This is a genomic window from Micromonospora sp. NBC_01412 (genome assembly GCF_045040215.1).
Lineage (GTDB): Bacteria > Actinomycetota > Actinomycetes > Mycobacteriales > Micromonosporaceae > Micromonospora > Micromonospora rubida.
Window position 1 is genome coordinate 2,380,765 of sequence record NZ_CP109528.1, and the last position, 25,865, is coordinate 2,406,629.

The 25,865-nt window shown below is 73.3% G+C and carries 19 protein-coding genes; 8 read left to right on the forward strand and 11 right to left on the reverse strand.

Annotation, left to right across the window (positions count from 1 at the left end; all coding sequences use genetic code 11):
* Positions 1–48: 48 nt before the first annotated feature.
* The 4 genes from OG617_RS10810 to OG617_RS10825 are packed head-to-tail and all read right to left on the reverse strand — an operon-like array spanning position 49 to position 4,307.
* Positions 49–858, reverse strand: coding sequence for an inositol monophosphatase family protein (locus tag OG617_RS10810; protein WP_405100913.1), 810 nt, complete (start codon positions 856–858; stop codon positions 49–51).
* The gene (locus tag OG617_RS10815; RefSeq protein WP_405100915.1) at positions 851–1,303 is read right to left on the reverse strand and encodes a response regulator; all 453 of its coding nucleotides are present in this window, start codon (positions 1,301–1,303) and stop codon (positions 851–853) included. The genes OG617_RS10810 and OG617_RS10815 overlap by 8 nt, the downstream gene beginning before the upstream one ends.
* Positions 1,300–3,111 (reverse strand): ATP-binding protein, encoded by a 1,812-nt coding sequence (locus OG617_RS10820; RefSeq protein ID WP_405100917.1) that lies wholly within the window; start codon positions 3,109–3,111, stop codon positions 1,300–1,302. Before OG617_RS10820 ends, OG617_RS10815 begins: the two co-directional genes overlap by 4 nt.
* Positions 3,108–4,307 carry a PP2C family protein-serine/threonine phosphatase gene (locus OG617_RS10825; RefSeq protein WP_405100919.1) on the reverse strand — a complete coding sequence of 400 codons (1,200 nt, stop codon included), beginning with the start codon at positions 4,305–4,307 and terminating at the stop codon, positions 3,108–3,110. Before OG617_RS10825 ends, OG617_RS10820 begins: the two co-directional genes overlap by 4 nt.
* A gap of 272 nt (positions 4,308–4,579) precedes the next feature.
* Between OG617_RS10825 and OG617_RS10830 the strand changes: the two genes are divergently transcribed.
* Positions 4,580–6,994: a M28 family peptidase gene (locus OG617_RS10830; protein WP_405100921.1), complete on the forward strand. Its 2,415-nt coding sequence runs from the start codon at positions 4,580–4,582 to the stop codon at positions 6,992–6,994.
* 142 nt (positions 6,995–7,136) lie between these two features.
* On the opposite strand, the gene OG617_RS10835 is transcribed toward OG617_RS10830, so the two are convergent.
* The 4 genes from OG617_RS10835 to OG617_RS10850 all read right to left on the reverse strand — a co-directional run bounded on the left by OG617_RS10835 (position 7,137) and on the right by OG617_RS10850 (position 10,313).
* Complete coding sequence (locus OG617_RS10835; protein WP_405100923.1) at positions 7,137–8,225, reverse strand: hypothetical protein; 1,089 nt, start codon at positions 8,223–8,225, stop codon at positions 7,137–7,139.
* A gap of 357 nt (positions 8,226–8,582) precedes the next feature.
* A complete protein-coding gene (locus OG617_RS10840) occupies positions 8,583–8,837 on the reverse strand; it encodes a Smr/MutS family protein (RefSeq protein ID WP_320069257.1) in 255 nt (84 codons plus the stop codon).
* 234 nt (positions 8,838–9,071) lie between these two features.
* Complete coding sequence (locus OG617_RS10845) at positions 9,072–9,440, reverse strand: tetratricopeptide repeat protein (RefSeq protein ID WP_405100926.1); 369 nt, start codon at positions 9,438–9,440, stop codon at positions 9,072–9,074.
* A gap of 108 nt (positions 9,441–9,548) precedes the next feature.
* Positions 9,549–10,313: an ROK family protein gene (locus tag OG617_RS10850; RefSeq protein ID WP_405100928.1), complete on the reverse strand. Its 765-nt coding sequence runs from the start codon at positions 10,311–10,313 to the stop codon at positions 9,549–9,551.
* A gap of 108 nt (positions 10,314–10,421) precedes the next feature.
* Here OG617_RS10850 and OG617_RS10855 point away from each other — a divergent pair, with 108 nt between their 5' ends.
* The 4 genes from OG617_RS10855 to OG617_RS10870 all read left to right on the forward strand — a co-directional run bounded on the left by OG617_RS10855 (position 10,422) and on the right by OG617_RS10870 (position 15,550).
* Entirely contained in the window at positions 10,422–12,059 is a 1,638-nt protein-coding gene (locus OG617_RS10855) for an ABC-F family ATP-binding cassette domain-containing protein (RefSeq protein ID WP_405100930.1), read from the forward strand.
* 39 nt (positions 12,060–12,098) lie between these two features.
* On the forward strand, positions 12,099–12,416 hold the full coding sequence (locus tag OG617_RS10860) for a hypothetical protein (protein ID WP_405100932.1): 318 nt from the start codon (positions 12,099–12,101) through the stop codon (positions 12,414–12,416).
* 214 nt (positions 12,417–12,630) lie between these two features.
* Positions 12,631–13,356 (forward strand): methyltransferase domain-containing protein, encoded by a 726-nt coding sequence (locus tag OG617_RS10865; protein ID WP_405100934.1) that lies wholly within the window; start codon positions 12,631–12,633, stop codon positions 13,354–13,356.
* A gap of 526 nt (positions 13,357–13,882) precedes the next feature.
* A complete protein-coding gene (locus OG617_RS10870; RefSeq protein WP_405100936.1) occupies positions 13,883–15,550 on the forward strand; it encodes a glycoside hydrolase family 10 protein in 1,668 nt (555 codons plus the stop codon).
* Between the two features lie 54 nt (positions 15,551–15,604).
* Here OG617_RS10870 and OG617_RS10875 read toward each other — a convergent pair whose 3' ends face one another.
* Both OG617_RS10875 and OG617_RS10880 read right to left on the reverse strand, forming a co-directional pair.
* Positions 15,605–18,487 (reverse strand): ATP-binding protein, encoded by a 2,883-nt coding sequence (locus OG617_RS10875; RefSeq protein WP_405100938.1) that lies wholly within the window; start codon positions 18,485–18,487, stop codon positions 15,605–15,607.
* 213 nt (positions 18,488–18,700) lie between these two features.
* On the reverse strand, positions 18,701–18,916 hold the full coding sequence (locus OG617_RS10880; RefSeq protein ID WP_405100940.1) for a zinc ribbon domain-containing protein: 216 nt from the start codon (positions 18,914–18,916) through the stop codon (positions 18,701–18,703).
* 38 nt (positions 18,917–18,954) lie between these two features.
* On the opposite strand from OG617_RS10880, the gene OG617_RS10885 reads away from it, so the two are divergent.
* From OG617_RS10885 to OG617_RS10895, 3 genes are all read left to right on the forward strand, one after another.
* Entirely contained in the window at positions 18,955–20,613 is a 1,659-nt protein-coding gene (locus OG617_RS10885; RefSeq protein ID WP_405100942.1) for a lytic transglycosylase domain-containing protein, read from the forward strand.
* Positions 20,614–20,685: 72 nt separating this feature from the next.
* Complete coding sequence (locus OG617_RS10890) at positions 20,686–21,702, forward strand: GNAT family N-acetyltransferase (RefSeq protein WP_405103616.1); 1,017 nt, start codon at positions 20,686–20,688, stop codon at positions 21,700–21,702.
* 123 nt (positions 21,703–21,825) lie between these two features.
* Entirely contained in the window at positions 21,826–25,101 is a 3,276-nt protein-coding gene (locus tag OG617_RS10895) for a lamin tail domain-containing protein (protein ID WP_405100944.1), read from the forward strand.
* Between the two features lie 85 nt (positions 25,102–25,186).
* On the opposite strand, the gene OG617_RS10900 is transcribed toward OG617_RS10895, so the two are convergent.
* Positions 25,187–25,687 carry a multiprotein-bridging factor 1 family protein gene (locus OG617_RS10900; protein WP_405100946.1) on the reverse strand — a complete coding sequence of 167 codons (501 nt, stop codon included), beginning with the start codon at positions 25,685–25,687 and terminating at the stop codon, positions 25,187–25,189.
* Positions 25,688–25,865: the final 178 nt, after the last annotated feature.

The following is a 25,865-nucleotide window of genomic DNA, read 5'->3' on the forward strand; positions in this document are numbered from 1 at the left end:
CGGTCGGGCAGGCCAGCAGGGTCGCCGACCCGTCGCGAAGCGGGCCGGTCAGGCCAGGTCGAGGGCGTCGAGGGCCTCGGCCCAGACCTGATCGTTCGCGGCGACCAGCAGGCCCTGGCCCTCTTCGGCCGGGTGGTACTCGCTGCCGTCGAACCGGCGGGCCACCCCGCCTGCCTGGCGGACCAGCAGCACCCCCGGGGCGTGGTCCCAGGGCAGGGTGCGCCAGAAGAGCACGAACTGCTGGGAGCCGACGAGCAGGTCGAGATATTCCCGGCCGGCGCAGTGCTGGCCGGGCAGCAGCTCGCCGATTCGTTCCCCGCCGGCCTCGGCGCGCCGCCGGGCCTCCGGCGGCAGGAACCGGGTCATCGCGGTACCGCGCAGGCTACCGAGCGGCGGCACCTCCTCGGCGGTGCGCACCGGGCCGCCGTTCACGAGGGTCCCCTCGCCCGCCCGGGCGACGGCCAGCGTCTCCGCCAGCGGGTCGAGCACCCACGAGGCGACCGGCATCCCATCGGTCAGCAGCGCCACCATCAGGGCGAACGGCCGCTTCCCGGCGGCGAAGTTCGAGGTGCCGTCGATCGGGTCGACCAGCCAGACGTCCCCGTCGTCGCGCAGGTGATCCAGCAGGCCCGGGTCCTCGGCTGCGGCCTCCTCGCCGACCACCAGCGAGCCGGGGCGCAGCCTGCGCAGCCCGGCGCTGATCAGCTCCTCTGCCCGCTGGTCGGCGACGGTGACCAGCTCGCCGGGTGCCTTCTCGGCGACGTCGGCGACGTCCAGCTTTCCGAACAGTGGCAGCACTACGTCCGCCGCGGCCCGGTGCAGCAGCTCCGCGACGTCGTCCAGCAGGGTGTCAGCCACGCGGCGGCAACTTCACCACGCTGACGAAGAACTCGTCGATCTGCCGGACCACCGAGATGAACCGCTCGAAGTCCACCGGCTTGGTGACGTACGCGTTCGCGTGCAACTGGTAGCTGCGCAGGATGTCCTCGTCGGCCTGGGACGTGGTCAGCACCACCACCGGGATGCGGCAGAGCTTCTCGTCCTGCTTGATCTCCTCCAGCACCTCCCGGCCGTCGCGGCGGGGCAGGTTGAGGTCGAGCAGGATCAGGTCCGGCGCGACGGCGTCCGCGAACTGACCCTCCCGCCGCAGGTAGGCCAGCGCCTCGTCGCCGTCGGAGACGACGGTCAGCCGGTTGCGCAGCTTGTGCTCCTCGAACGCCTCCTGGGTCATCAACACGTCACCCGGGTCGTCCTCGACCAGCAGGACCTCGATCGGGCTCTTGCCGTCCGCCGGTGCGGTCATGTCACCGTCTCCTTAACGCCACCCGTGCTGTCGCTCTGCGAGGCCTCGTCGGCCCTCTCCACCCGTGACCCGCCCTGGCAGGGCGGCTCCACCCCGGCCACGCCCTCGACGGCCGGCTCCACGGCGGCGGCCGACTCCACGGCGGCGGCCGACTCCACGGCGGCGGCCGACTCCACGGCGGCGGCCGACTCCACGGCGTCCGACGCCTCGTCGGCCGGGGCCTCGGCGGCCTGCTGCTCGGCCGCCCGCGCCGCCTCCACGTCCTCGGGCAGGGCCGGCAGGGTGAACCGGATCGCGGTGCCCTCGGCGGTGTCGGTGTCCACCCAGACCCGGCCACCGTGGTACTCGACGATCTTCTTGACGATCGCCAGGCCGATGCCGGTGCCCGGGTACGCGTCCTTGGAGTGCAGCCGCTGGAAGATCACGAAGATCTTGTCGGCGAACTCCGGCTCGATCCCGATGCCGTTGTCCTGGCAGCGGATCTCCCACTCGTCGTCGACCAGCCGCGCGGAGACGTGCACCTTCGGCGGCACGTCCGGGCGGCGGAACTTGATCGAGTTGCTGACCAGGTTGGCCAGCAGGTTGGTCAGCAGCGGCTCCTCACCGCGGATCGTGGGCAGCTCGCCCCAGGTCAGCTCGGCGTCGGCGTACTGCCGGGCGGACTCGGTCTGCCCGGCCACGTCGCCCATCACCTTGTTCAGGTCGACCTCGGTGAAGCCGGTGGTGAGCCGGCCGATCCGGGAGAACGCCAGCAGGTCGTTGATCAGGCGCTGCATCCGCTGCGCGCCGTCCACGGCGAACGCGATGTACTGGTCGGCCCGCTCGTCGAGCTGCCCCGCGTACCGGCGCTGGAGGAGCTGGCAGAAGCTGGCCACCTTGCGTAGCGGCTCCTGCAGGTCGTGCGAGGCGACGTACGCGAACTGCTCCAGGTCCCGGTTGGAGCGGACCAGCTCCTCGGCCTGCTTCTGGAGCTGGCTGTTGACCCACTCGATGCTCTCCCGGGCCTCGCGCACCTCCGCCAGGTCCTTGGCGATCTTCTGGCGCATCGCGTCCACGTCGGCGGCGAGCTGCTGGAACTCGGGGGGGCCCGACCCGGCGATGTGGTGCTGGTAGTCACCCTCGGCCACCTCCCGGACCTGCTCGGCGAGGCTGGTCAGCGGCCGGACCACCATCCGGTTCAGCGAGATCAGCAGCACCGCGCCGGCCACGACCACCACCAGCGCCGCCGCGATCAGCAACACCACCAGGGTGGAGCTGGTGCGGTAGATGTCGTCCGCGCCCTTCTCCCGCTGGTCGAGGATGCCCTGCTGGAGCTCGGCCACGGAGGCCCGGATCGCGTCGAAGCGCTGCCGGGCCTGGTCGGTAATCAACGCCTGCCCGGCCGCCGTGCCGTCCCGCTCGGTGGCGACGACCACCGGCTCGGCGATCGTCCGCCGCCAGTCGGCGGCCTGGGCCTTGACCGTCCCGAGCTCCCGGGCAAGCGCCGGGTGGACATCGATCAAGGGCTCCATCGACCGGTAGAGCTGCTGCTCCCGCTCGGCACCCTGGACGTACGGTTCGAGGTCCTCGCGGTCGCCGGTGACGGCGTAGCCGCGCACCGAGGTCTCCTGGTCGACCAGCACGTTCAGCAGTTCCTGCGACTGGATGCGCAGCGGGCCGGTGCGGTCCAGCAGCGTGTGGATGTGCGCCCGGTTCTTCGCCGCCACCGCGATCTCCACCGCGACCGAGACGCCCAGCAGCACGCCGACCACGGCGAGCAGCGCGACGACCCGGCGGCGCAGGGTCCAGCTCGGCTGCCGCGCCGTCACCGGCCACCGCCCCGGGTCAGCAGGAGCATGGCGACGTCGTCCGCGAGCGGCCCCCCGTTGATCTGCTCCGCCCGCCCCACCAGCCAGGCCGGCAGCTCGGCCAGCGGCACGGCGAGATTGTCCGGCTCGCCGAGCAGGGTGGCCAGGCCGGCGACGTCGAGCCGTTCGTCGCCGTCGCCCACCCGGCCCTCGATCAGGCCGTCGGTGTACATCAGCAGGGACCAGTCATCGGTGTCGAACTCCAGGTCGAAGGCTATGGGCCGGCGCGGTCGGACGCCCAGCAGCAGGCCGCCCGGCGCCGGCACCGGCGCGACCTTACCCCCGGACAGCAGCAGCGGCGGAGGATGCCCCGCGAGCCGCACCGTGGCGGCGTTGCGGGCCAGGTCGAGCCGGGCGGTGGCCACCGTGGCGAAGATTTCCTGGAGCCGGCGCTCACTCATCAGCACCTGTTCCAGGGCGGGCAGCACCTCGTCGTCGGGCACCCCGGCCAGCACCAGTGCCCGCCACGCGACCCGGAGCTCCACCCCGAGGGCCGCCTCGTCCACCCCGTGCCCGCAGACGTCGCCGACGATGAAGTCGACCCGGTCCGGCCGGGTCTGCACCACGTCGTAGAAGTCGCCGCCGATCAGCGCCGCGTGCCGGCCGGGGCGGTAGAAGGTGTGCACCGCGACCTGGTCGGTCGACATCAGCGGCTGGGGCAGCAGGCCCCGCTCCAGCCGGGCCGACTCGGCCTGGCGCAGCTCCACCTCGCGCAGCCGCCGGGCGTTCTCGTCGGCCCGCTTGCGTTCCACGGCGTAGCGCAGCGCCCGGGTCAGCAGCACGCCGTCGACCTGGCCCTTGACCAGGTAGTCCTGCGCGCCCTCGGCGACCGCGACGATGCCCAGGTGCTCGTCGGAGCGGCCGGTCAGCACGCACACCGCGGCACCGCTGGACATGTCCAGCACCTGGCGCAGCCCGTCCAGCCCCTGGGCGTCGGGCAGGCCGAGGTCGAGCAGGACGCAGTCCACGCCCATCACCCGCTGCCGGGCCTCGCTCAGGCTGCTGGCGACCGACAGCTCGATCATCGAGTTGGTCTCGGCGAGCAGCTCGCCGACCAGGAAGGCGTCGCCCTCGTCGTCCTCGACCAGCAGCACCCGTAGCCGCTCGCCGGGCGGCAGGTTTGGGTGCCGACCGAGGCCACCGTGCGGGTACGGCACAACGGAGGGACCGGCAGAGCCGGACCCCCGGTACGGCCGGGTCACCGCCGCGAGGCGCGGAAGATCGCTGGTGATGTCGGGCTCCTTCCGAGTGCCCTGCTGATCCTGTATTAGACAACGGTCGCACACAACACGACGGGCTCGGCACGGGCGGCATGCCGTCCGTCACGAACCGGGTGGCAGGGGGAACAAGTGACCCGACGGGCAGTCCCGCCGCAGGCTCCGGCGGTGCAGGATGGTGCCCACCCTGGCCCCACCCCCGAGGAGATCCCGTGGGCGCACCGCCCCCAACCCGCGCCGCCGACCGGGCGCTGACCCGGCCCCGCCGCCGGTCGCTCGCCGCCCTGGCCGCGCTCGCCGCCCTGCTCGCGGTCGGCGGCACCGTCGCGTACGACCTCGACACCCCCGACCCGGCCCCCGCCGACGCCCCGGCCGACGCGTTCAGCGCCGAGCGGGCGTACCAGAACGTGCAGGCCATCGCGGCCCGGCCGCACCCGGCCGGCAGCCCGGCCAACGACCAGGTCCGCGCGCACGTGGAGACGGTGCTGCGCGGCCTCGGCCTGGAGACCACGGTGCAGGACACCGTCGCCGAGGAGGCCGGCCAGCTCAGCGGGGCCGCCGCCGGGGCGACCCTGGCCCGGGTCCGCAACGTCGTCGCCCGGCTGCCCGGCACCGACCCGACCGGGAAGGTGTTCCTGGTCGCCCACTACGACTCGGTGCAGTCCGGGCCGGGCGGCAACGACGACGCGGCCGGCACCTCCACGATCCTGGAGGTGGCCCGGGCGCTGACCGCCGGTCCCCGCCCCCGCAACGACGTGGTCTTCGTGCTCACCGACGCCGAGGAGGCGTGCCTGTGCGGGGCGTCCGCGTTCGCGGCGGACCACCCGCTCGCCGCCGACGGCGGGGTGGTGCTCAACCTGGAGGCGCGCGGCTCCACCGGCCCGGTGATCATGTTCGAGACGTCCCGGGACAACGCGAAGCTGGTGGACGTCTTCGGCCGGGCCGCCCCGCACCCCATCGGCACCTCGTTCGCGGTGGAGATCTACCGGGCGCTGCCCAACGACACCGACTTCACCGCGTTCCTCGACCGGGCCGGGTTCGTCGGGCTGAACTCGGCGTACATCGACGGCGGGGCGATCTACCACACCCCGCTGGACACCCCGGCCGCGATGGACCGGGCCAGCCTCCAGCAGCACGGCGACAACGCGCTCGGGCTGGCCCGCGAGTTCGGCCGCATCGACCTGACGGCCCTGCGCTCCGGGCACGACGCCACGTACTTCCCGGTCCCCGGCGGCCTGGTCCGCTACCCCAGCTGGCTGGTGCTGCCGCTGGCGCTGGCGGCGCTGGTCGCCGTGGCCGCACTCGGCTGGCTGGCCCGCCGGCGGGGCCGGACCACGTACGGGCGGCTGGCCGCCGGGTTCGGGCTGGCGCTGGTGCCGATCGTCGCCGCCCCGCTGGCCGCGCAGCTGCTCTGGGCGGGGATCACCGCCGTGCGGCCCGGCTACGCCGAGCTGCTCGACCCGTACCGGCCGACCTGGTACCGGCTCGCGGTGGTGGCGCTCGCCGCCGCGATCCTGGTCGCCTGGTACGCGCTGACCCGCCGCCGGGTCGGCCCGGCCGCCCTGGCGATCGGCGGGCTGGGCTGGCTGGCGGTGCTCGGCGTGGTGCTCGCGCTGCTGGTGCCCGGCGGGGCGTACCTGACGACCCTGCCGGCCCTGGCCGGCGTGGCGGCCGGGCTGGTCGCGCTGGGCACCCGGATCGACGGCCCCTGGCCGGTGGCCGCGGTGACCCTGGCCGGCGCGGTCGCCGTGGTGATCCTGCTGCCGATCGTGGTGCTGCTCTTCCCGGCGCTCGGCATGGCGATGGGCGGCGTCGCGGCCCTGTTCGCGGTGCTGCTCGGGCTCGCCGCGCTGCCGGTGGTGGACCTGCTGCACCCGGAGGCCGGCGGGCAGCGCGGCATGGTCGCGGCCCGGGCCCGCCGGGCGGGCGCGCTGCCGGCCGTCGCCGCCGGGCTCGCGGCGGCGGTGTTCGCCGGGGTCGGGCTCTCCGTCGACCGGTTCGACGCCGCGCACCCCGTGCCCACCCACCTGATGTACGCCCTGGACGCCGGCACCGGACAGGCCCGCTGGCTCAGCCGCGAGACCGCCCCCCAGCCGTGGACCGACGGGTACGTCGACGGGGTGACCGAGGTCGGCGACTTCCCCGGGCTGGGTGACGCCGAACTGCGGGGCGGTCCGGCCCAGGCGGCGAACGTGCCCGCGCCGAAGCTGGAGGTCCTCGCCGACAGCGGCTCGGGCTCCGGCTCGGGCTCGGGCTCGGGCTCCGGCGAGCAGCGCACCCTGCGGGTGCGGCTCACCCCGCAGCGGCCGGTCCGGCTCGCCACCCTGCACGTCGACGGCGCGACCGTGGTCGAGTCAGCGACCGTGAACGGACGGCGGATCGACGGCGGCCGGCCCGCCGACGGCGCGCAGTGGGGCTTCGGGATCGTCTTCCACGCCCCACCGGCGGAGGGGATCGAGATCACGCTGGTGCTCGCGGCCGGCTCCCGGCCGACGACGCTGCGGGCCATGGACGCCAGCGACGGCCTGGACGGCGTACCCGGGTTCCGGCCCCGCCCGCCGGGCGTCGGGGTGGTCGGCTCGCACAGCTCGGAGATGCTCGCGGTGGCCCGCACGTACCCGCTGTGACCGAGTCGCCGGGGAGGGCGGCCGTCCGCCCTCCCCGGCCGCGCTCCTCGGCGACCCGCTCGGTGCTCCTCGCCCGCTCGGTGCCAGGCCGGGTTGGTCCCGACCTGGCACCCGCTTGCCGGATCGCTGCCTACTCCGCTGCTCAGACGGTCAACGACTCGACCGACAGGTAGAAGTTCTTGGTGGCCAGGCCGTAGTACGGCGAGTACATGCGATCCGGTATGGCGTCCAAACCAAAGCTGTTGTGCCCGTTGATCAGACCGGTGTTGCCGTTGAACTGGATAAGCCAGTAGCCGCCGGACGAGCCACCTGTCATGTTGTTTTCCATGTAGATGATGCTGGCTCCGTCGTCATAGGCGGGGCCGTTCGTCTTCCACAGGGTCTGCCCGTTGAACGGTGATCCCGCCGGGTAGCCGAAAGCCCAGGTGTACTGGATGGGCTGGCCGAAGGTGATGCCCATGCCACCCACGACGTCCTGGATTCGTTGGCCGAGCGAGTTGCGCGACATGAGGACAGCGCCGACGTCGTCTTTCCAAGCGCTGTTGAATACCCAGTTGCTGTCGGCATACTGGATGAGCGCGGGCCAGTGGCCGTAGGGGGCGCTTCCGTCTTGATAGTTCGGCACGAACGTGAAGTTGCTGGCCCAGTGCCTCTTTCCGTTCGCGTCCAACGTGATCACACAGTGCCCAGCGGTCCAGACCAGTGATTTACCCGTAGCGTTGACCACGCCGGCCGAGCAGACATAGTCCTTTGCCCGCATCGTGAAGAACACCTTGCCGCTGGTGCGGGCCACCGGATGCCCGATCGGGTAGAGGGGCTGGGTCGAACTGATTGTCATGTCGGTCGCCGCGCTGCTGGTCGCCGGCCCGGCAGCCGGACCGATGGGCGTGGGCGCGACCGTCGGCTCGGCCGGGGGGACAGTGAACGGCTCGCCTTGCGGTCGACCGGCCCGACTGGACGCTGTCAGTTCCTTGACCATCGTGGCGGAGATCGTCTTTTCCGCAGGGCGGGCCGAACGCATCCGCTCCGGTGTCCAGTACGAGGCCAGGGCCCGCTCCTTGGCGGCGATGCCGGCGCCCTTGACCAAACGGGCCACCTCCGGACTGAACTCGCCGACGTGGCCGACCGCCCCATCGACCGACAGCAGCGCATCGATGCCGGGTGGTGTCAGCGCCGCCGTGCTCGGAGCGGCCATAGCCATGCTCGCCGCCACGGCGAACGTCGTGGACACGACGAGCCCACGTAGTAACTTCCAGGACATCCGTACCTGCCTCTCGGGTGGATCTTGGCAATTAGAGAGGCTAGCCACGTCGTTCGACTTGACCATCGAGGATTTCACCGTTATGCGGATGGAGAAACTTGAGGCCAATCCGGACTAAATTGTTTTAGGTGTGAAGATTCTTGGTTTCGTCAATTAGATCGCGTTGTGATCGCATATATGTCAAATTGGCGCGGAGTGGCGACGTGAGGATGTGCACACTGTCGCGGATATGACAGAAATCGGCCATCGAATGCATTGCGGGAGCGGCAAAATGGTACGCCCTCGTCATCGGACACTTCAAGAACTGGCGGATCCCCTACCCGTCGCTTACTTCCAGCGGAAGTGGATGAAGAGGCGGCCGAAGTTCTTCGAGTCCTTCTCCACGCGGTGGTAGAGCTGCTTGACGTCCTTCTGGTCGAGGAACCGCAGCACCCGCTTCTTGAGCTGGCCGGAGCCCTTGCCGGGGATGATCTCGACGAGGGTGGCCTTCTTCGCCACCGCCTCGTCCATGATCCCGCGCAGCGCACGGTCGATGTCCTGGCCCTTGTTGAAGATCTCATGCAGGTCCAGCTTGAGCTTCATTTCGCCTCCACCTGCGCAGCTCCCATGGCAGCCCCATGCTACGACCAGGTCCGCACGAAGGCCCCGCCGTGGAGTCCTCAGGCTTCGTCGTCCAGGTTCGGCCGGTGCTCGCGGACCCAGGCCGCGATGTCCTCGGTACGCCAGATCCGGCCCGTTCGAGCGGCTTCTGGCCTGGACGAGACGGAGACCCGCCCGGGGGAAGGGTGAGTCCCACCCTCCCCCTCGCCGACGCGGTCAGCGACCGCCGCTGACCCGGCTCTCCACCCGGCGCAGCGCAGTCGTGTAGTCGGTGTTCGTCGAGTGCATCGCGGCGGCGATACGCAGGTGCCGCAGCGCGTCCGCCGGGCGGTTCATCCGCTCCAGCGTCCGGCCGAGCACGTGGTGCGCGTAGTGGTCGCTGGGGTCCCGGTCGACCAGCTCGCGCAGCTGCTCCTCGGCGCGGTGGAGCTGGGCGGTCTGGAAGTACGCCCGGGCCAGCAGCTGCCGTACCGAGGAGTTACCGGGCTCGGCCTCGACGATCGGCTCCAGCAGCCGGACCGCTCCGGACGCGTCACCCATTTCGAAGAACATGGTCGCCCGCCGGTACTCCGCCAGAAGATCCATGACCCACCTCCTCGTCTCGCGCCGCCACTGATCCGACGCTGGCACAACACCGCGCCGAACGCGAGTGTTCCTGCGGCGAAACCCGCCGGACCGGGTCGACGAGGCCCGTCAGGCCGGCGTCCTTCCCCTGTGCAGGTCCCAGGCGCGGACGCCGCCGACGATGCCGGCGGTGTTCGGCACCACGACCACGTCCTCGCCCATCCGGGCGAGCTGCTCCGGTCGGATCAGCCGCGAGTTGCCCCCGCCCAGGTAGAGCCGGTCCCAGTGGAACACCGGGCGCAACCCGTCCACCACCTGCCGGATCCGGCGGGACCAGAACGCGTCGCCGAGGCGGCGGCGCTCCGGCTCCCCCACGTACGTGTCGTAGGTGGTGCCCCAGCGCACCGGGGCGTGGGACAGCTCCAGGTGCGGGGCGAGCACGCCGCCGTCGAAGACGGCACTGCCCAGCCCGGTGCCGAGGGTCAGCACCAGCTCCAGGCCGGTGCCGGCGACCACCCCGGCGCCATGCACCTCCGCGTCGTTGAGCACCAGGGCGGGCACCCCGAAGGCGTCGGCGAGCGCCGTGCGCGCGTCGAAACCGGACCACTCGGTCAGCAGGTCGGGGTCGACCCGGCTGCGAGGTCCGGAGCGGGTCACGTAGTGCGGGGTGGCCACCACCACCCCGTGCCGGAGCATGCCGGGCATCCCGACGGTCACCCGGTCCGCCGTGGGCAGCCGGCCGCCGAGGTCCAGCAGGGTCTTCACGAACAGCGCGGGCGGCAGGGGGTACGGGGTGGGCACCCGCAGCGGCCGGGCTCTCATCGTCCCCGCCCCGTCGAGCACCGACGCCTTGATCCCGCCGCCCCCACAGTCGATCGCCAGAGTCGTCGCCACGCCGGTGAGTCTGCCCCGCGTGCTGCGGGCGCGTGTGCCGGGTGACGGAACCGACCGTCGGACCGGCCGCCGAACGCCGGTGGGCGCGACCGATAGGCTCGCTTTCTCATGAGCGCGACGATGGTGGTCAAGAATCTCGCCTCCGGGCACGGGGAGCGGCTGCTCTTCGCCGAACTGGACCTGGTGGTCGCCCCGGGCGACGTGATCGGCCTGGTGGGGGTGAACGGGGCGGGCAAGTCGACGCTGCTGCGTACCCTCGCCGGGCTGTTGCCGGTCGAGGCCGGGAGCGTCACGCTCAGCCCGCCCACCGCGGCGGTCGGGCACCTGCCGCAGGAGCCGGAGCGCCGGCCGGGTGAGACGGTACGGGACTTCCTGGCCCGGCGGACCGGGGTGACGGCCGCGCAGGCGGCTCTGGACGCGGCAGCCGAGGCACTGACCACCGGGGCGGCGGGGGCCGACGACACGTACGCCGAGGCGCTGGAGCGCTGGCTGGGCCTCGGCGGGGCGGACCTGGAGGAGCGGGCCGAGCAGGTGGCCGCCGAGCTGGGCCTCGCCGTCGACCTGGACCACCCGATGACCGCCCTCTCCGGCGGGCAGGCCGCCCGGGCCGGGCTGGCCTCGCTGCTGCTCAGCCGATACGACATCTTCCTGCTCGACGAGCCCACCAACGACCTCGACCTGGCCGGGCTGGACCGGCTGGAGCGGTTCGTCACCGGGCTGCGCGCCGGCACGGTGCTGGTCAGCCACGACCGGGAGTTCCTCACCCGGACGGTGACCCGGGTGCTGGAGCTGGACCTGCACCAGCAGCAGGTCCGGCACTACGGCGGCGGCTACGCGGCGTACCTGGAGGAACGCGAGGTGGCCCGCCGGCACGCCCGCGACGAGTACGACGAGTACGCCGACACCCGGGCCGGGCTGGAGGCCCGCGCCCGCACCCAGCGCTCCTGGATGGAGAAGGGCGTGAAGAACGCCCGGCGCAAGGCCACCGACAACGACAAGATCGGCCGCAAGTTCCGCTCCGAGGCGAGCGAGAAGCAGGCGGCGAAGGCCAAGCAGACCGCGCGGCTGATCGAGCGGCTCGACGTGGTCGAGGAGCCGCGCAGGGAGTGGGAGCTGCGGATGGAGATCGCCGCCGCGCCCCGCGCCGGCGCCGTCGTGGCCTCGCTCCGCGACGCCGTGGTACGCCGGGGAGACTTCACCCTCGGCCCGGTGACCCTCCAGGTCGACTGGGCCGACCGGATGGCGATCACCGGGGCGAACGGGTCCGGCAAGACCACCCTGCTCGGCGCGCTGCTGGGCCGGCTCCCGCTGGACGCCGGGCACGCCGCGCTGGGCCCCGGAGTGGTGGTCGGCGAGGTCGACCAGGCCCGGGGGCTGTTCCTCGGCGGCCAGCCCCTGCTGGACGCGTTCCAGCTGGCCGTACCGGAGCTGGCGCCGGCGGACGCGCGGACGCTGCTGGCCAAGTTCGGCCTGCGGTCGGAGCACGTGCTGCGGCCGGCGGCGTCGCTGTCGCCCGGCGAGCGGACCCGGGCGGCGCTGGCGCTGCTCCAGGGGCGCGGGGTGAACCTGCTGGTGCTCGACGAGCCGACCAACCACCTCGACCTGGCGGCCATCGAGCAGTTGGAGTCGGCGCTGGCCGAGTACCCGGGGACGCTGCTGCTGGTCACCCACGACCGGCGGATGCTCGACGCGGTGGCCGTCAACCGCCGGGTGCGGGTGGACGCGGGACGGATCGCCGAGGACTGACGGCGTGCCGACCGGCGGTCCCGGGGTGACAATGACCCCATGCTCAAGTGGGAGTACGCGCTGTTGGTCCGCCGTCGCCAGGCTGCCAGCACCGACACCGGCTGGGAGATCGTCTTCATCTGGTACGGCCCGGACGGCTCGATGGTCGACGTCACCCCGTACGGCGACACGTCGCTGGCCCATCTGAACCGGGCCGGCGACCAGGGCTGGGAGTTGGTGGCGATGAGCGAGGACCCGTCCATGCCGGGCAGCAGCGAGCTGCACCGGTACCACCTCAAGCGGCCCAAGGCGACCGCCCCGTCGCCCCGGCAGCGCGTCCGGGGCCCCGGCCGCCCAGCCCGCCGCCTCCCCGGCTGACCCGCCGCGTCGCCGGCTGACCCGCCGCCTTCCCGGCTGACCCGCTACGTCTCCGGCTGACCTGCCGCGTCTCCGGCTGACCTGCCGGATCGGTCCGCCGCTTCCCGGGCCGACCCGCCCGGATTGGTCTGCCCCGGCCGACCCGCCCGGATTGGTCCGCCCCGGCGGGCATAGCCCTGGCGGATCCGGGTAACGCGGCCGGCGGAGGTGGCCCATGGTCGCGCTGGCCCTGACCCCGCCCTCGGCCGAACGGCTGCGGGCGGTCGACGACTTCCTCGCCGAGGCGTGGGCGGATCAGGCGTCCCACGACAACCGGCTACGTGACCTCGCGGTGCGGGTGCGCTTCGACCGGGGCGTGGCCCACCTGACCGGCGAGGTCGACGACGCGGCGCAGCTACGGCTGGTCCGGGACCTGGTCGGCCGGCTCGCCGGGGTGTTCGGGGTCTGGGGCCGGGTCAGGGTGGCCGGCCGGGACCCGGTCGTGGTCGACCTGGGCTGCGGCGGCACCAAGCAGTACCCGGGCAACCTGGGGCTGGACCTCTTCCCCGCCCCGGGGGTGGACGCGGTGGCCGACCTGTCCGGCTCGCTGCCACTGGCCGACGACTCGGTGGACGTGCTCTTCGCGGTGCACATCCTGGAGCACCTTATCGACTTCCTACCCCTGGTAGACGAGTGTCACCGGGTGCTCCGGCCGGGCGGCGTGCTGCACGTGATGAGCCCCTGGTGGGGACATGTGAACGCGGTGGCCGACCCGACCCACGTCCGGCTGCTCGACGTGCAGACGTTCAAGGGCATCTGCCTCCAGCGTCCACCGGGCACCCCGCGCTGGTACCCCCTGCACGCGGGCTGCGACGGTGCCAGCATCTTCGCCGACCTCACCCCCCTCCCCCCGGACGCCACCCCACCAACCACCCCCCACCTCTCCCGCTTCTTCACCTGACCCCACCCCACCCCACCCCACCCCCACCCTCACCCAGCCCTCACCGACACCGACGGTCGGACTTCACGACCCACCCGCCCCGCCTCGCCTCGCCCCGCCCCGCCTCGCCTCGCCCCCGGTGATCAAGAGGTTTACGTCAGATCTGGGCCGGGTCCTGACGTAAACCTCTTGATCAACCGGGTCCAGGGCCGGGGCCGGGGCCGGGGCCGGGGCCGGGTCCCGGGGCCCGGTCCGGGGCCGGGTGGGTGGGTGGGGTGGGTCGTGAAGGCCGACCGTCGGTGTCGGTGAGGTCACGGTGCGGCGGGTGGGTGGGGGCACGGCTGGGGGGATCGTGTGGCCGGTTGGCCGGATCTGGCCGGAGGGCTTGCGCCACCCCCACCCGGTGTGAAAATTTCCTACCAGCGACAGATTTCCATCGGCGAATGTTGCCGAGGGTGCGTGCCACGCGCAACGGCCGGGGTCGGCCGCGCGGGGTCCGTCGCCACCCGACCCCGTCACGCCGAGCCCCAACGAAGGGACGCACCGGATGAAGGCAACTCGGCTCAGAGCCGCCGGGCTGGCCGTAGCCCTGCTCGGGGCGCTCGTCGCCGTCTCCCCCACGGCCGCCAGTGCGGCGGGGACCGACGCGAACGACGCCGCCACCACCACCTCCTGCACCACCGACCCGGCCACCCCGAAGCGACAGTTCCGGGCTATGTGGATCTCGTCGGTGGTCAACATCGACTGGCCGAGCAAGGCGTCCCAGACCGCCCCGGACCGGGTCGCCGCCCAGCAGGCGGAGTACCTGGGCCTGCTCGACCTGGCGAAGAAGCTGAACCACAACGCGGTGGTGGTGCAGGTCCGGCCCACCGCTGACGCGCTCTGGCCCTCGCCGCACGAGCCCTGGTCGGAGTACCTGACCGGGGTGCGCGGGCAGGACCCGGGCTGGGACCCGCTGGCCTTCCTCGTCGCCGAGTCGCACAAGCGCAACCTGGAGTTCCACGCCTGGTTCAACCCGTATCGGATCTCCATGCCGGCTCCCGGCGGCGCGGGTGCGGACATCTCGCAGCTCGCCCCGAACCACCCGGCCCGGCAGCACCCGGACTGGACCTTCGCGTACCCGCCGGCCGGGGTCGCCGGCAGCCGGCTCTACTACAACCCCGGTGTTCCCGAGGTCCGCGAGTTCGTCCAGACCGCGATGATGGACGCCGTCACGCGGTACGACATCGACGGCGTGCACTTCGACGACTACTTCTACCCGTACCCGAGCGGCACCCACCAGGTGCCGGACGACGCGGCGTTCGCCGAGTTCAACCGGGGCTTCACCGATCGGGCCGAGTGGCGGCGCGACAACATCAACCTGCTGGTCCAGGAGATGAACGCCAAGATCAAGGCGGCGAAGTCGTGGGTGAAGTTCGGGGTCAGCCCGTTCGGCATCTGGCGGAACAAGTCGGTGGACCCGCTCGGCTCGGACACGACCGGCAGCCAGTCGTACGACATCATCTCCGCCGACAGCCGTAAGTGGGTGAAGGAGGAGTGGATCGACTACATCGTGCCGCAGCTCTACTGGTACATCGGCCAGTACCCGGCCGCCGACTACGCCCGGCTGGTGCCGTGGTGGGCCGAGACGGTGCGCGGCACCCGCGTGCAGCTCTACATCGGCCAGGCCGACTACAAGAGCGGCGAGCCGGCGTACGGGTCGTTCTGGATGAACCCGCGCGAGTTGTCGGACCACCTGATGCTCAACCGGTCGTACCCGGAGGTGCTCGGCAACTCGCACTTCTCCGCCGTACAGGTGAGGGCGAACCGGCTCGGCGCGACCGACATCTACGCCGCCGAGCACTACTCCCGCCCGGCCCTGGTGCCGGCGATGCCGCACCTGCCGGCCAAGCCGCTGCTGCCCCCGGTGGTGACCGGCGCTCAGCCGCAGGACGACGGCGTGCGGCTGAGCTGGCGGCAGCTGGCCGACGGCGTGGGCCCGCTCGGTAAGACGGCCTCGTACGCCATCTACCGGTTCGACGGGAACGGCCTGGTCGGGAAGTGCGGCTTCGCCGACGCGTCCCACCTGGTCGGCACGGTCCGGGCCACCCCCGGCGCGGTGCAGTCCTGGGTGGACACCACCGCCGAGGCCGGCCAGCGGTACACGTACCACGTGACCGCGCTGGACCGGCTGTACAACGAGAGTTTCGTCAGCCCACCGCGCTTCGTGCGCTGACAGCAGGAGGGAATGCCCCGGGCCGCCTCCAGCGACCCGGGGCATTCGCCTGTCTCAACTGATGTCGCCGGCTGCCGGCGGGCGGGCGGCTCGGGTCAGGCGAGTTCCGGGTGGCCCACCGAGCGGCGGTCCGGTCCGGGAGCCGAGTTGGCGCGGGCCGACCGGGCCGGTGCTCCGGAACCGGGTCGAGTCCGCGCCCAGGTCGGGGTGCTCCACCGCCAGCGCCAGCGCCGCCACCTCCGCCAGCCCCAGCTCACCGCCCTCGCCGTACGCGTCGTCGAAGGCCGCGTCGCCCAGCGTCCGGCGCAGCCCGGCCTGCTGCTCCAGCCAGTACGGGCCACAGATGCCGGGCGTCGACCGCATGCTCGCCCGAATCGCCTGGGCCGCGCCGAAGAGCCGGGCGGCGGTCAGCGGGTCGCCTCCGGCGGCGCACCGCACCGCGATCGCGTTCAGGGTGTCGCAGGCCCGACGGTGGAAGCCGTGGGTCATCCGGGACCGCAGCGCGACCAGCAGGTGCTCGTGCGCCGCGACCAGGTCACGCCGGGCCAGCGCCACCATGCCGAGCAGCATGTCGACCGACCGGCGTCCCCGGTAGGCCGGGCGGGCCGCCTCGACCGGACGGGCCGCGCCGAGCAGTTCCGCCGCCTCCGCCAGGGCGCCGCGCCGCCAGAGCAGCTCGGCGAGGCTGAACACGGCGAGCAGCGCGTCGGGGACGACGTCCCGCTCGTGCGCCCAGTCGATGACCTCCCGGCAGACCCGCTCGGCCTCGGCGAACTGTCCCATGTCGATCAGCGGCCCGGCCCGCCCGGCCAGCACCCGGGCCAGCAGGCCTGCGTCGCCGGCCTGCCGGGCCGCCGCCTCGGCCCGCTGGGAGTAGCGCAGCTCCTCGGTGAACTCGCCGTCCGCACCGGCATGCAGCGAGTGCATGTGGTACGCCGCCGCCAGCTCGTCCTCCGGGACGACCTCCCCGGTCTCGGCCATCCGGCCGTACAGCCGGAACAGCCAGAGCCGCCCTTCCCGGGCCAGCCCACGTTCCCGCCACCACTGGTCCAGCCCACCGGCCAGACGCAGCCCTGCCCGGGCGCTGCCGCCGGTGGCGCACCAGCGCAGGGCGGCCCGCAGCTCACCGGCGAGCGGGTCCAGGGCGTACAGGGAGAGGGTGACCGGCCGGCCGTCGGGGCCGAGGTGCGCCCGCCGCAGCGCGTGCGTCAACCACGCGAGGTGCCGGTCCCGGGCGGCCCGCTCCTCCCCTGCCTGCACCAGCCGACGCGCCGCGTACGCCCGGATCGGGTCGAGCATCCGGTAGGTGCCTCCCGGGGCGTGCGGCTCGGCCTGGATCATCGACTTGTCGACAAGCACCGACAGCGGGTCGAGCGGGTCGTCGTCGAGCAGCCACTCCACGGTCGACAGGTCCACCGGCCCGGCGAAGACCGCGAGCCAGCGCAGCAGCCGGGCCGACCGGGGCCCGAGCGTCCGGTACGACCAGGTGACGGTGGCCTGCATGGTGAGGTGCCGCTCGCCGGCCGAGCGCCGCATCGCGCGGACGGCCGGGGTGGGCGGCGCCTTGCCCCGGGACGCCGCCACCAGGTCGACGGTGTCCTGCTGGTTGCCCGTCCAGCCGTGCTCGGGCGGGGGCGGGCCGAGGTCGTCCCGGCCGGCGTCCAGGGTGCCCAGCACGTCGTCCAGGCGCTCGGCGAGCTGCCCCACGGAGAGCACCCGCAGCCGGGCGGCGGCCAGCTCGATGGCGAGCGGGAGACCGTCCAGTCGTTGCACCACCCGCCGCAGGTCCGCAGCCTCGGCCGGGGCCGGCTGCCGTCCGCCCCGGGCCGCCATCGTGCGGTCCAGCAGCATCGCCACCGCGTCGCTCTCCGCGCCGTCGGGCCGGGGCTCCACGGACAGCGGGGGGATCCGCCACACCACCTCGCCGGGCAGGCCGAACGACTCGCGACTGGTGGCGAGCACCCGGGTCCCGCCCCCTCCGGCGAGCAGCCGGGAGATCAGCTCGGCCGAGGCGGACGGCTGGGCGTCGCAGGTGTCGAGCAGGATCAGCATCCGGCGGGAGGCGGCGTACTCGACGAGGGTGTCCACCATCGGGCGGCCGGGCTCCGGACGCAGCCCGAGCACGGCGGCGACCGCGAACGCCACCAGCCCGGGGTCGGTCACCGCGGCGATGTCGACGAACCACACCCCGTCCGGGTGGTCCTCCACCATCCCGGTGGCCAGCTCGACGGCGAGCCGGGTCTTTCCCGCCCCGCCCGCGCCGAGCACCGTGACCAGCCGGTGCCGCTCGACCAGGCGGCGCAGCTCGGCCCGTTCGGGCTTGCGGCCGACGAACGAGGTGACCTGGCTCGGCAGGTTGTGCGCCACCGCGTCGGCGGTACGCGGCCGGGGGAACTGCCGCTCCAGGCCGGGCGCGACGAGCTGGAACAGTCGTTCCCGGTCGTCGAAGCCGCGCAGCCGGTGCAGCCCCAGGTCGATGAGGGACGCGCCCGCCGGCAGCGGGGCGGCGTACCGGGCGGTGGACCCTGAGCAGAGCACCTGGCCGCCGTGCGCGGCGGCGGCGACCCGGGCGGCCCGGTGCACCTCGGGGCTGGCGTACTCGCCGTCGCACGGCTCGGCCCAGCCCGTGTGCAGGCCCATCCGGACCCGGGGCGCGGCCTCGGGCGCCGGCCAGTCGTGGGTGGCCAGCGCGCGCTGTGCGGTGAGGCAGGCGGTGAGCGCCGCGCCGGCGTCGGAGAACGCGATGAAGAACGAGTCGCCCTCGGTCAGCAGCTCCGCGCCGTCGGTGCCCGCCAGGGTGTGGCGCAGCAGGCGGCGGTGTTCCCGCAGCACCGGGCGGTACTCCGGGCCGAGCAGCTGGGCCAGTCGTGTCGAACCCTCGATGTCGGTGAACACGAAGGTCACCCAACCGCTCGGGAGGTGGTTCCCTGGCGACATACGTCGAACCTCCGCCCCCGGTGACGACGGGTTCATGCTGCCCCATGTCCGCGCCGTCACGCATCGTGAGAACGGCCGGGCCGAGTCAGACCCAAGGTGCCATCGATGGCCGCAACCGGCAGGTCGGGCGGTACTCCCGCGCGAGGGGAACGACGAGCGTCGGCGCCGCGCCGACGGTGGCGGCGGGCGGAACGCCGGCCGGAGCGGACGGGATCAGCAGCCGCAGCCCCCGCCGCAGCAGCCACCACCGGAGGGGGCCGGCGCGGACGTGCCGGCGCCGCCCCGACCGGTCACGGCCACCGCGGAGAGCAGCTTGACCGTGTCCTCGTGCCCCTGTGGGCAGGACGCAGGCTCACCGGCCCGCGCCATCGGACGGTTGATCTCGAAGGTGTCGGCGCAGGCGCGGCAGCGGAACTCGTACCGGGGCATGGCACAAGAGTACGACCGGTCCTGACGGGACGCGGGACATGGGTGATACTCGACGGGTGGTGGACGGCGAGGACAGATCGACGGTTCGACCCCTACGGCCGGCCGCGCCGCCCGAGGACCCGGGCGGGCGCCCGGCGGGCGGCTGGCTGCCGCGCCCCCGTCGGCCCTGGCTGCGGTCGACGGCACCCGCCGACGCCGCCCCCCGGCCCGCCGACTCCCGGCCCGACGCCCGGCCCGACGCCCCCCGGCCCGCCGACGCTTCGGGGCCGGCGGTCGCCACCCAGGCCGACGCCGGCCAGAACGACGCCGGCCAGGCCGACGCCGCAGCGGTGACCGGTCCGGAAGCCGACACGACGGCGACGGCCACGACCACGGCTGGACAGACCGACCCCACCGGCCCGGCGGAGAAGCCGGAGCCCGGTCCCCTGGCGACGGCCGCCACCACGGCAGCAACGACCGATGCCGCCGACCCGACGGGAAGAACGTCCGGCCCCGCAGAGGAGACCGACAGCACCGCGAAGGCCGACACCACCGAGAAGGCCGACGCCGACGGGAAGGCCACCGGGACCGAAAAGGCCGACGCGCCCGAGAAGACGGCCGGAACCCACCAGACCGACGCGGCCCAGAAGTCCGACGGGACCGACAAGGCCGACGGGGACCAGAAGGCCACCGGGACCGACGGGACCGCCAAGGCCGACGGGGACGAAAAGGCTGAGGCAACAGCCGCGGCCGGAGACGGGCGGGCGAGGAGGCCCCGGCGGCGGGTGCCGTTCGCCCACGCCGTACGCATGCCTCCGCCCCGGCAGGCGGCGGTCGCCGCCGCCCGGGCCACCCGGTCCTGGTCCCGGCGCCCGAGCGGCCGGCTCACCCTGCCCGGGCTGTTCCTGCTCGCCCTGGTCGGGGCGACCGCCGCGGCCGGCGCGCTCCTGGTGCCGGCGACCGCGCCGAAGTCCCGTCCGGTCGCGGTCGACGCGACCGCCAGCACACCGGGGGGCGGCACGGCGGCGCCCCCGGGCGGAATGGTGCCCGGCGCCCCCGGCACCGCGCTGCCGCCCGGCGCTACGGCCCTGCCCGGCGCGACCCCGGGTCCGGGTGACCTGCCGGGCGGGCCGGTGGTGACCGGCCGGCCCGCCGACGCGCTCGCCGCGTGGGCGCAACAGACCGGGGCGAAGGCCGGCATCGCGCCAGTGGCCGTGCAGGCGTACGGCTATGCCGAACTGGTCCTCTCGCAGAGCAACCCCGGCTGCCGGCTGAGCTGGACCACCCTCGCCGCCATCGGGTACGTCGAGTCGCGGCACGGCCAGGCCAACGGTGCCAGCCTCGGCCCGGACGGGCGGGCGCTCCCGGAGATCATCGGCGACCCGCTCGACGGCAACGGCGGCCGGTCGAAGATCCTGGACACCGACCGGGGGCTCTACGACCGGGACACCGTCTACGACCGGGCGATCGGGCCGATGCAGTTCATCCCGACCACCTGGCAGGAGATCGGCGCGGACGCGGACAACGACGGCCGCAAGGACCCGCACGACATCGACGACGCCGCCCTGGCCGCCGGCAACTACCTGTGCAAGGGTGGCCGGAACCTGACCGTCCCGGGTGACTGGTGGGGGTCCATCCTGTCGTACAACGACGTACGCCGGTACGCCCAGGACGTCTTCGACAAGGCCAACGAGTACGGGTTGGCCAGTCGCACATGACGTGATCATCCGCATACATTGGCGAACTGGACACTTCCGTCACGCTGCCGTTAGCGGCAAGCTAGACGGGTGATGGTGCGCGAGTGGGATCCCCGGACCGCGTCGTCCGCCGAGATCGCGTCGCTGCTGGACACGCTGAACGCGGTTCTGGCGGCCGATCTCCCGCAGGATCCGCCCTGGCGGGAGAGTTCCCTGCGGGAATACCTCTCCGAGGTGATGCCCGGCGAGCGGCGGATCTCCTGGGTGGCCCAGGCCGAGCCGACCGCCGGGGGCGGGCCCGGCGCGATGCTCGGCCACGTCCACGTGCTGCTGCTCGGCGACATCGGCGTGCTGGAGGTGCTGGTACACCCGACGACGCGCCGCACCGGCCTGGGCCGGGACCTGGTCCGGCTGGCCGCCCGCCGGGTCTACCAGGAGGGCTTCCGGTCGATCGGGGTCGAGGTGGTCGGCGAAACCCCGGCGGTGGCGTTCTACGAGGCGCTCGGTTTCTCCCGGGAGTACGTGGAGACCCGCAGCGTGCTGGACCTGTCCGCAGTGGGCTGGACGGCGCTGGCCGAGATGGCCACCGCCGTCAGCGCGGGGTACCGGGTGGAGTTCTGCCCCGGCGGCCCGCCCGACGACCTGATCGACGCGTACGCGCGGGCCAAGGCCGAGGTGCGCGACGTGGACGACGGCGAACTGCGCCCCAGCTCGTACGACCCGCAGCGGCTGCGGGACAGCCTGGACACGCTGCACCGGCGAGGAATGAAGCCGTACATCGTGCTCGCCATCCACGAGCGCACCGGCGAGGTGGCCGGGCTGACCGAGGTGGTGGTGCCGGCGCAGCACCCGACCCGCGCCGACCAGTACGACACGATCGTGGTGCAGGACCACCGGGGCTACGGCATCGACCGGGCGATCAAGGCGCGGATGCTGCTGGAGCTGCGCTCGGCCGAGCCGACGCTGGCCGAGGTACAGACCTGGAACGCGCAGGCCAACGAGGCAATGCTCAAGGTCAATGCCGAGTTGGGGTACCGCTCCGACCGGGAGTGGTGCGAGTACAGCGTGGACGTGGCCGAACTGGTGCACCGACTCGACCCGGCCCGCTGACTCGGCTACCCGGTGCGGAAGGGCGTGGGTCGGGTATTCACCAATGCGCCCTCGGGGGATGGACGGCGGACAGCGCCGCGCCTTAACGTGCGTTGGTTCCCGTCCACCCATCGTGGAGGCCCCATGCGCCCGCGCCGCAGATACGCCGCGCTAGCGACCGCCGCTGCCGTCACCATCCCGGTCATCGGCATCGCACCCCCCGCGGCCAGCGCCGCACCCACCGACCTGTTCATCTCCGAGTACGTCGAAGGCTCGTCGAACAACAAGGCGATCGAGCTGTACAACGGCACCGGCGCCCCTGTCGACCTAACCGCCGGCGGCTACCGGCTCCAGCTCCACTTCAACGGCAGCACCACGGCGACCACCCTGGCGCTGACCGGCACCGTGGCCCAGGGCGACACGTTCGTGTTCGCCGCCGCCTCCGCCGCCCCCGCAATCCTCGCCCAGGCGGACCAGACCACCACCGCGAGCCTGTTCAACGGCGACGACGCGATCGTGCTGCGCAGGGGCGACGCCGTGGTCGACTCGATCGGCCAGGTCGGCGTCGACCCGGGCACCGAGTGGGGCAGCGGCCTCACCAGCACCGCCGACGACACGCTGCGCCGGCGGCCCACGGTGACCTCCGGCGACACCGACCCGTCGGACGCGTTCGACCCGGCCGCCCAGTGGGCCGGCTTCGCCACCGACACCTTCGACGGGCTCGGCTCCCACACCGTCGACGGCGGCGGCCCGATCGACCAGCCCGCCACCGTCACCTGCGGCGGCGCGCTGACCACGGCGGCCGGCACCGCCGCCAGTCGCGAGGTCACCGCCACCGACCCCGACGACACGATCGTCGACCTGGCGGTCACCTCGGTCAGCCCGGCCCCGGCCACCGGCTCGATCACCCGGACCGGGTTCACCCCGGCCGACGCCATCGGCGGCACCGCCCGTGCCACCGTCGCCACCAGCGCCGACCTGGCCGCCGGGGCGTACTCGGTGACCCTGACCGCCACCGACGCCGACGGCGGCACCGCCACCTGCGCGCTGGCCGTGACCGTGACCCGGGAGCTGACCGTCGGCGAGGTGCAGGGCCCGACCACCGACGCCGAGTCCGGCCCGGCCGACCGGTCGCCGCTCGCGCCGGCCTCCGGCAACGGCACCAGCAGCATCCTGCACGACGTCCGGGGCGTGATCACCCAGCTCACCCTGGCCCGCACCTCGGCCGGCGCCGAGCAGCGCGGCTTCTTCCTGCAGAGCCGCGCCGACGCCACCGACTCCGACCCGGCGTCCTCGGACGGCATCTTCGTCTTCATGGGCTCGTTCACCTCGCTGCTCGGCGGCTACGTGCCGACCGTCGGCGACGAGGTGGTGCTCCGGGCCCGGGTGTCGGAGTACTTCAACTTCACCCAGCTCTCCGGGGCCTCCCTGGTCCGCAGGGTCGCCTCGGGGCTGGACGTCAACGCCGTCGTCGCGGTCGACGACGCGGTGCCCCCGGCCGACATGGCCGCCGCGCAGCGGTTCTGGGAGCGGCACGAGGGTGCCCGGCTGCGGGTCCGCGCCGGCAGCGGCGCGGTGAGCGGCCGGAACGTCTTCGCGTCCACGGCCGACGCCGAGACCTGGGTGGTCGACCGGGACGACCCGCTGCTGGACCGCGCCGACCAGTATGCCCGCCGGGTGTTCCGGGACGCGCACCCGCTGGACAACGACCCGACCCGGCGCTTCGACGACGGCAACGGCCAGCGGATCATGCTGGGCAGCATGGGCGTCAAGGGCACCGCCGGGGACAGCACCGCGATCCTGCCGCCGTCGAGGACCTTCGACACCCTCAGCGAGGACGCGTACGGCGCGATCTACTACTCGTTCGAGAAGTACGGCGTCCAGGTCGAGAGCGCCGTCTTCACCCCCGGGGCCGACCCGTCGCGGAACAACCCGCCGAAGCCGGCCGACCAGTCGCAGGAGATCGCGATCGCGACGTACAACGTGGAGAACCTGTACGACCACCGGGACGACCCGTTCGACGGCTGCGACTTCACCGGCAACTCGGGCTGCACCGGGGTCAGCCCGCCGTTCGACTACGTGCCGGCCAGCGAGGCCGACTACCGGGAGCACCTGACGGCGCTCGCCGACCAGATCCGCACCGACCTGCACGCGCCGGACCTGATCCTGGTGCAGGAGGCCGAGGACCAGGACATCTGCTCCGTCTCCGGCACGGAGCTGGTCTGCGGGGACACCGACAACGCCGACGGCGCCCCGGACACCCTCCAGGACCTGGCGCTGACCATCGCCGCCGCCGGCGGCCCGGCGTACGCCGCGGCGTACGACCGGACCGGCGCGGACGCCCGGGGCATCACCGCCGGGTTCCTGTACCGCACCGACCGGCTGTCGCTGGCGGCGGCGACCGCCGCGGACCCGCTGCTCGGCTCCGCCCCGGTGGTGCCGTACCGGTCGGCGGGGCTGCCGTCCAACGCGGACGTGCAGAACCCGAAGGCGCTCAACGCGGTGCTGCCGGCCGACACCGACACCTCGACCGGCAAGGACGGCAACAACGTCTACACCCGGGCCCCGCAGCTCGGTAAGTTCCTGGTCCGGGCGACCCCTGGCGGCGCCGAGGGGTACCACCTGTGGGCGCTGAGCAACCACTTCTCGTCCGGGCCGGACAGCCGGGTCGGGCAGCGCGCCGAGCAGGCCGCGTACGGGGCCGCGCTCGTCACCGCGATCCACAATTCGGACCGGAACTCCCGGGTGGTCTACGGCGGCGACCTGAACGTCTTCCCCCGCCCGGACGACCCGATCGCCACCGGGGCGGACCCGACCCCGTCGGACCAGCTCGCCTCGCTGTACGACGCGGGGCTGCACAGCCTCTGGGACGACCTGGTCGCCGACGTGCCGTCGTCCGCGTACTCGTACAGCTTCGAGGGGCAGGCGCAGACGCTGGACCACCTGTTCGTCAACGACGCGCTGCGCGACGACCTGGTCCAGGTACGGGCGGCGCACATCAACGCCGACTGGCCGGCGGAGTTCACCGGGGACGGGTCGCGCGGTTCCAGCGACCACGACCCGCAGGTGGCCCGGTTCCGGTCCCGGGCGTCGCTGAGCGTCGGCGACGCGATGGTGGTCGAGGGCCACAAGGGCACCCGCCCGATGACGTTCACCGTCACCGTGTCCCGGCCGCTGTCCCAGCCCGTGCTGGTCTGCGCCGCCACGTTCGGCACCACGGCGCAGGCCGGGTCGGACTACGACCCGTACGTCGGCTGCAAGACCCTCGCGGCCGGGCAGACCTCGCTGACCTTCACGGTGACCGTGCGTGGTGACCGGAAGCGGGAGGCCGACGAGAAGGTGAACCTGCTGGTGGCCGGGATTCCGGGCCTGCGCCTGGCCGACCCGCTCGCCGTAGGCACCATCGCCAACGACGACTGACCCTGCTCCGGCCGACGACGGCCCTCGCCCGGGTGCCCGCCCGGGCGGGGGCCGTCTCGGTCCTGTCACCCGGGCGAGGGCCGTCTCAGTACCGCTCCCGCATGTCCTTCGGCGGTGGCACGTTGCGGTACTGCGCCACCCTCACCTCCCACTGGCTACGCCGCCGACGCGCCTCGCGGTCCGTTGGACAGCGGTGGAACGTCTCTGGTGGCCGGGCCAGGCCGTAGATGTCGGCCCACCAGTCGCCCGGCTCAGGGTCGAGGATGGTGTCCAGGTGGGACGGGTAGCGTCGCCCCGCACCGTCGCGGGTGTCGTCCCAGTCCGCCATCGGCTGGATCACCCGGCCGTCCTGGTCGACGACGGCGAGGTAGAGGCCGGCCGCGCCAAAGAGTCGCTCCAGCACCGCGAGGCTGGGCGTCATGGCACCGGTCTCCACCCGGCCCACGGTCGACGGCGCCACCTTCGCGAAGCGCGCCATCTGACGCTGCCCCAGGCCGGCGATGCGCCGGGCCTTGCGCACCAGCCCGGCGATGGGGAACGGCCCGACCGTCGGACCGGTTGGTGGTGGATCAAGCGCGGAAGCCATACCGGGAGCCTGCCGACCCTGACAGGCGGTCGACAACCCCTGTGGACAAACCTGTGGATAACTTGCCCTCACCCAACACGCCGCCTCCGCGTTGCGAGGCCAACTCTCGGCACGCTGGGTAACGAAAGCCAGCCGGGTCGGCAAACTACTCCGCGTTACGGCAACCCGGTCCTCCGAC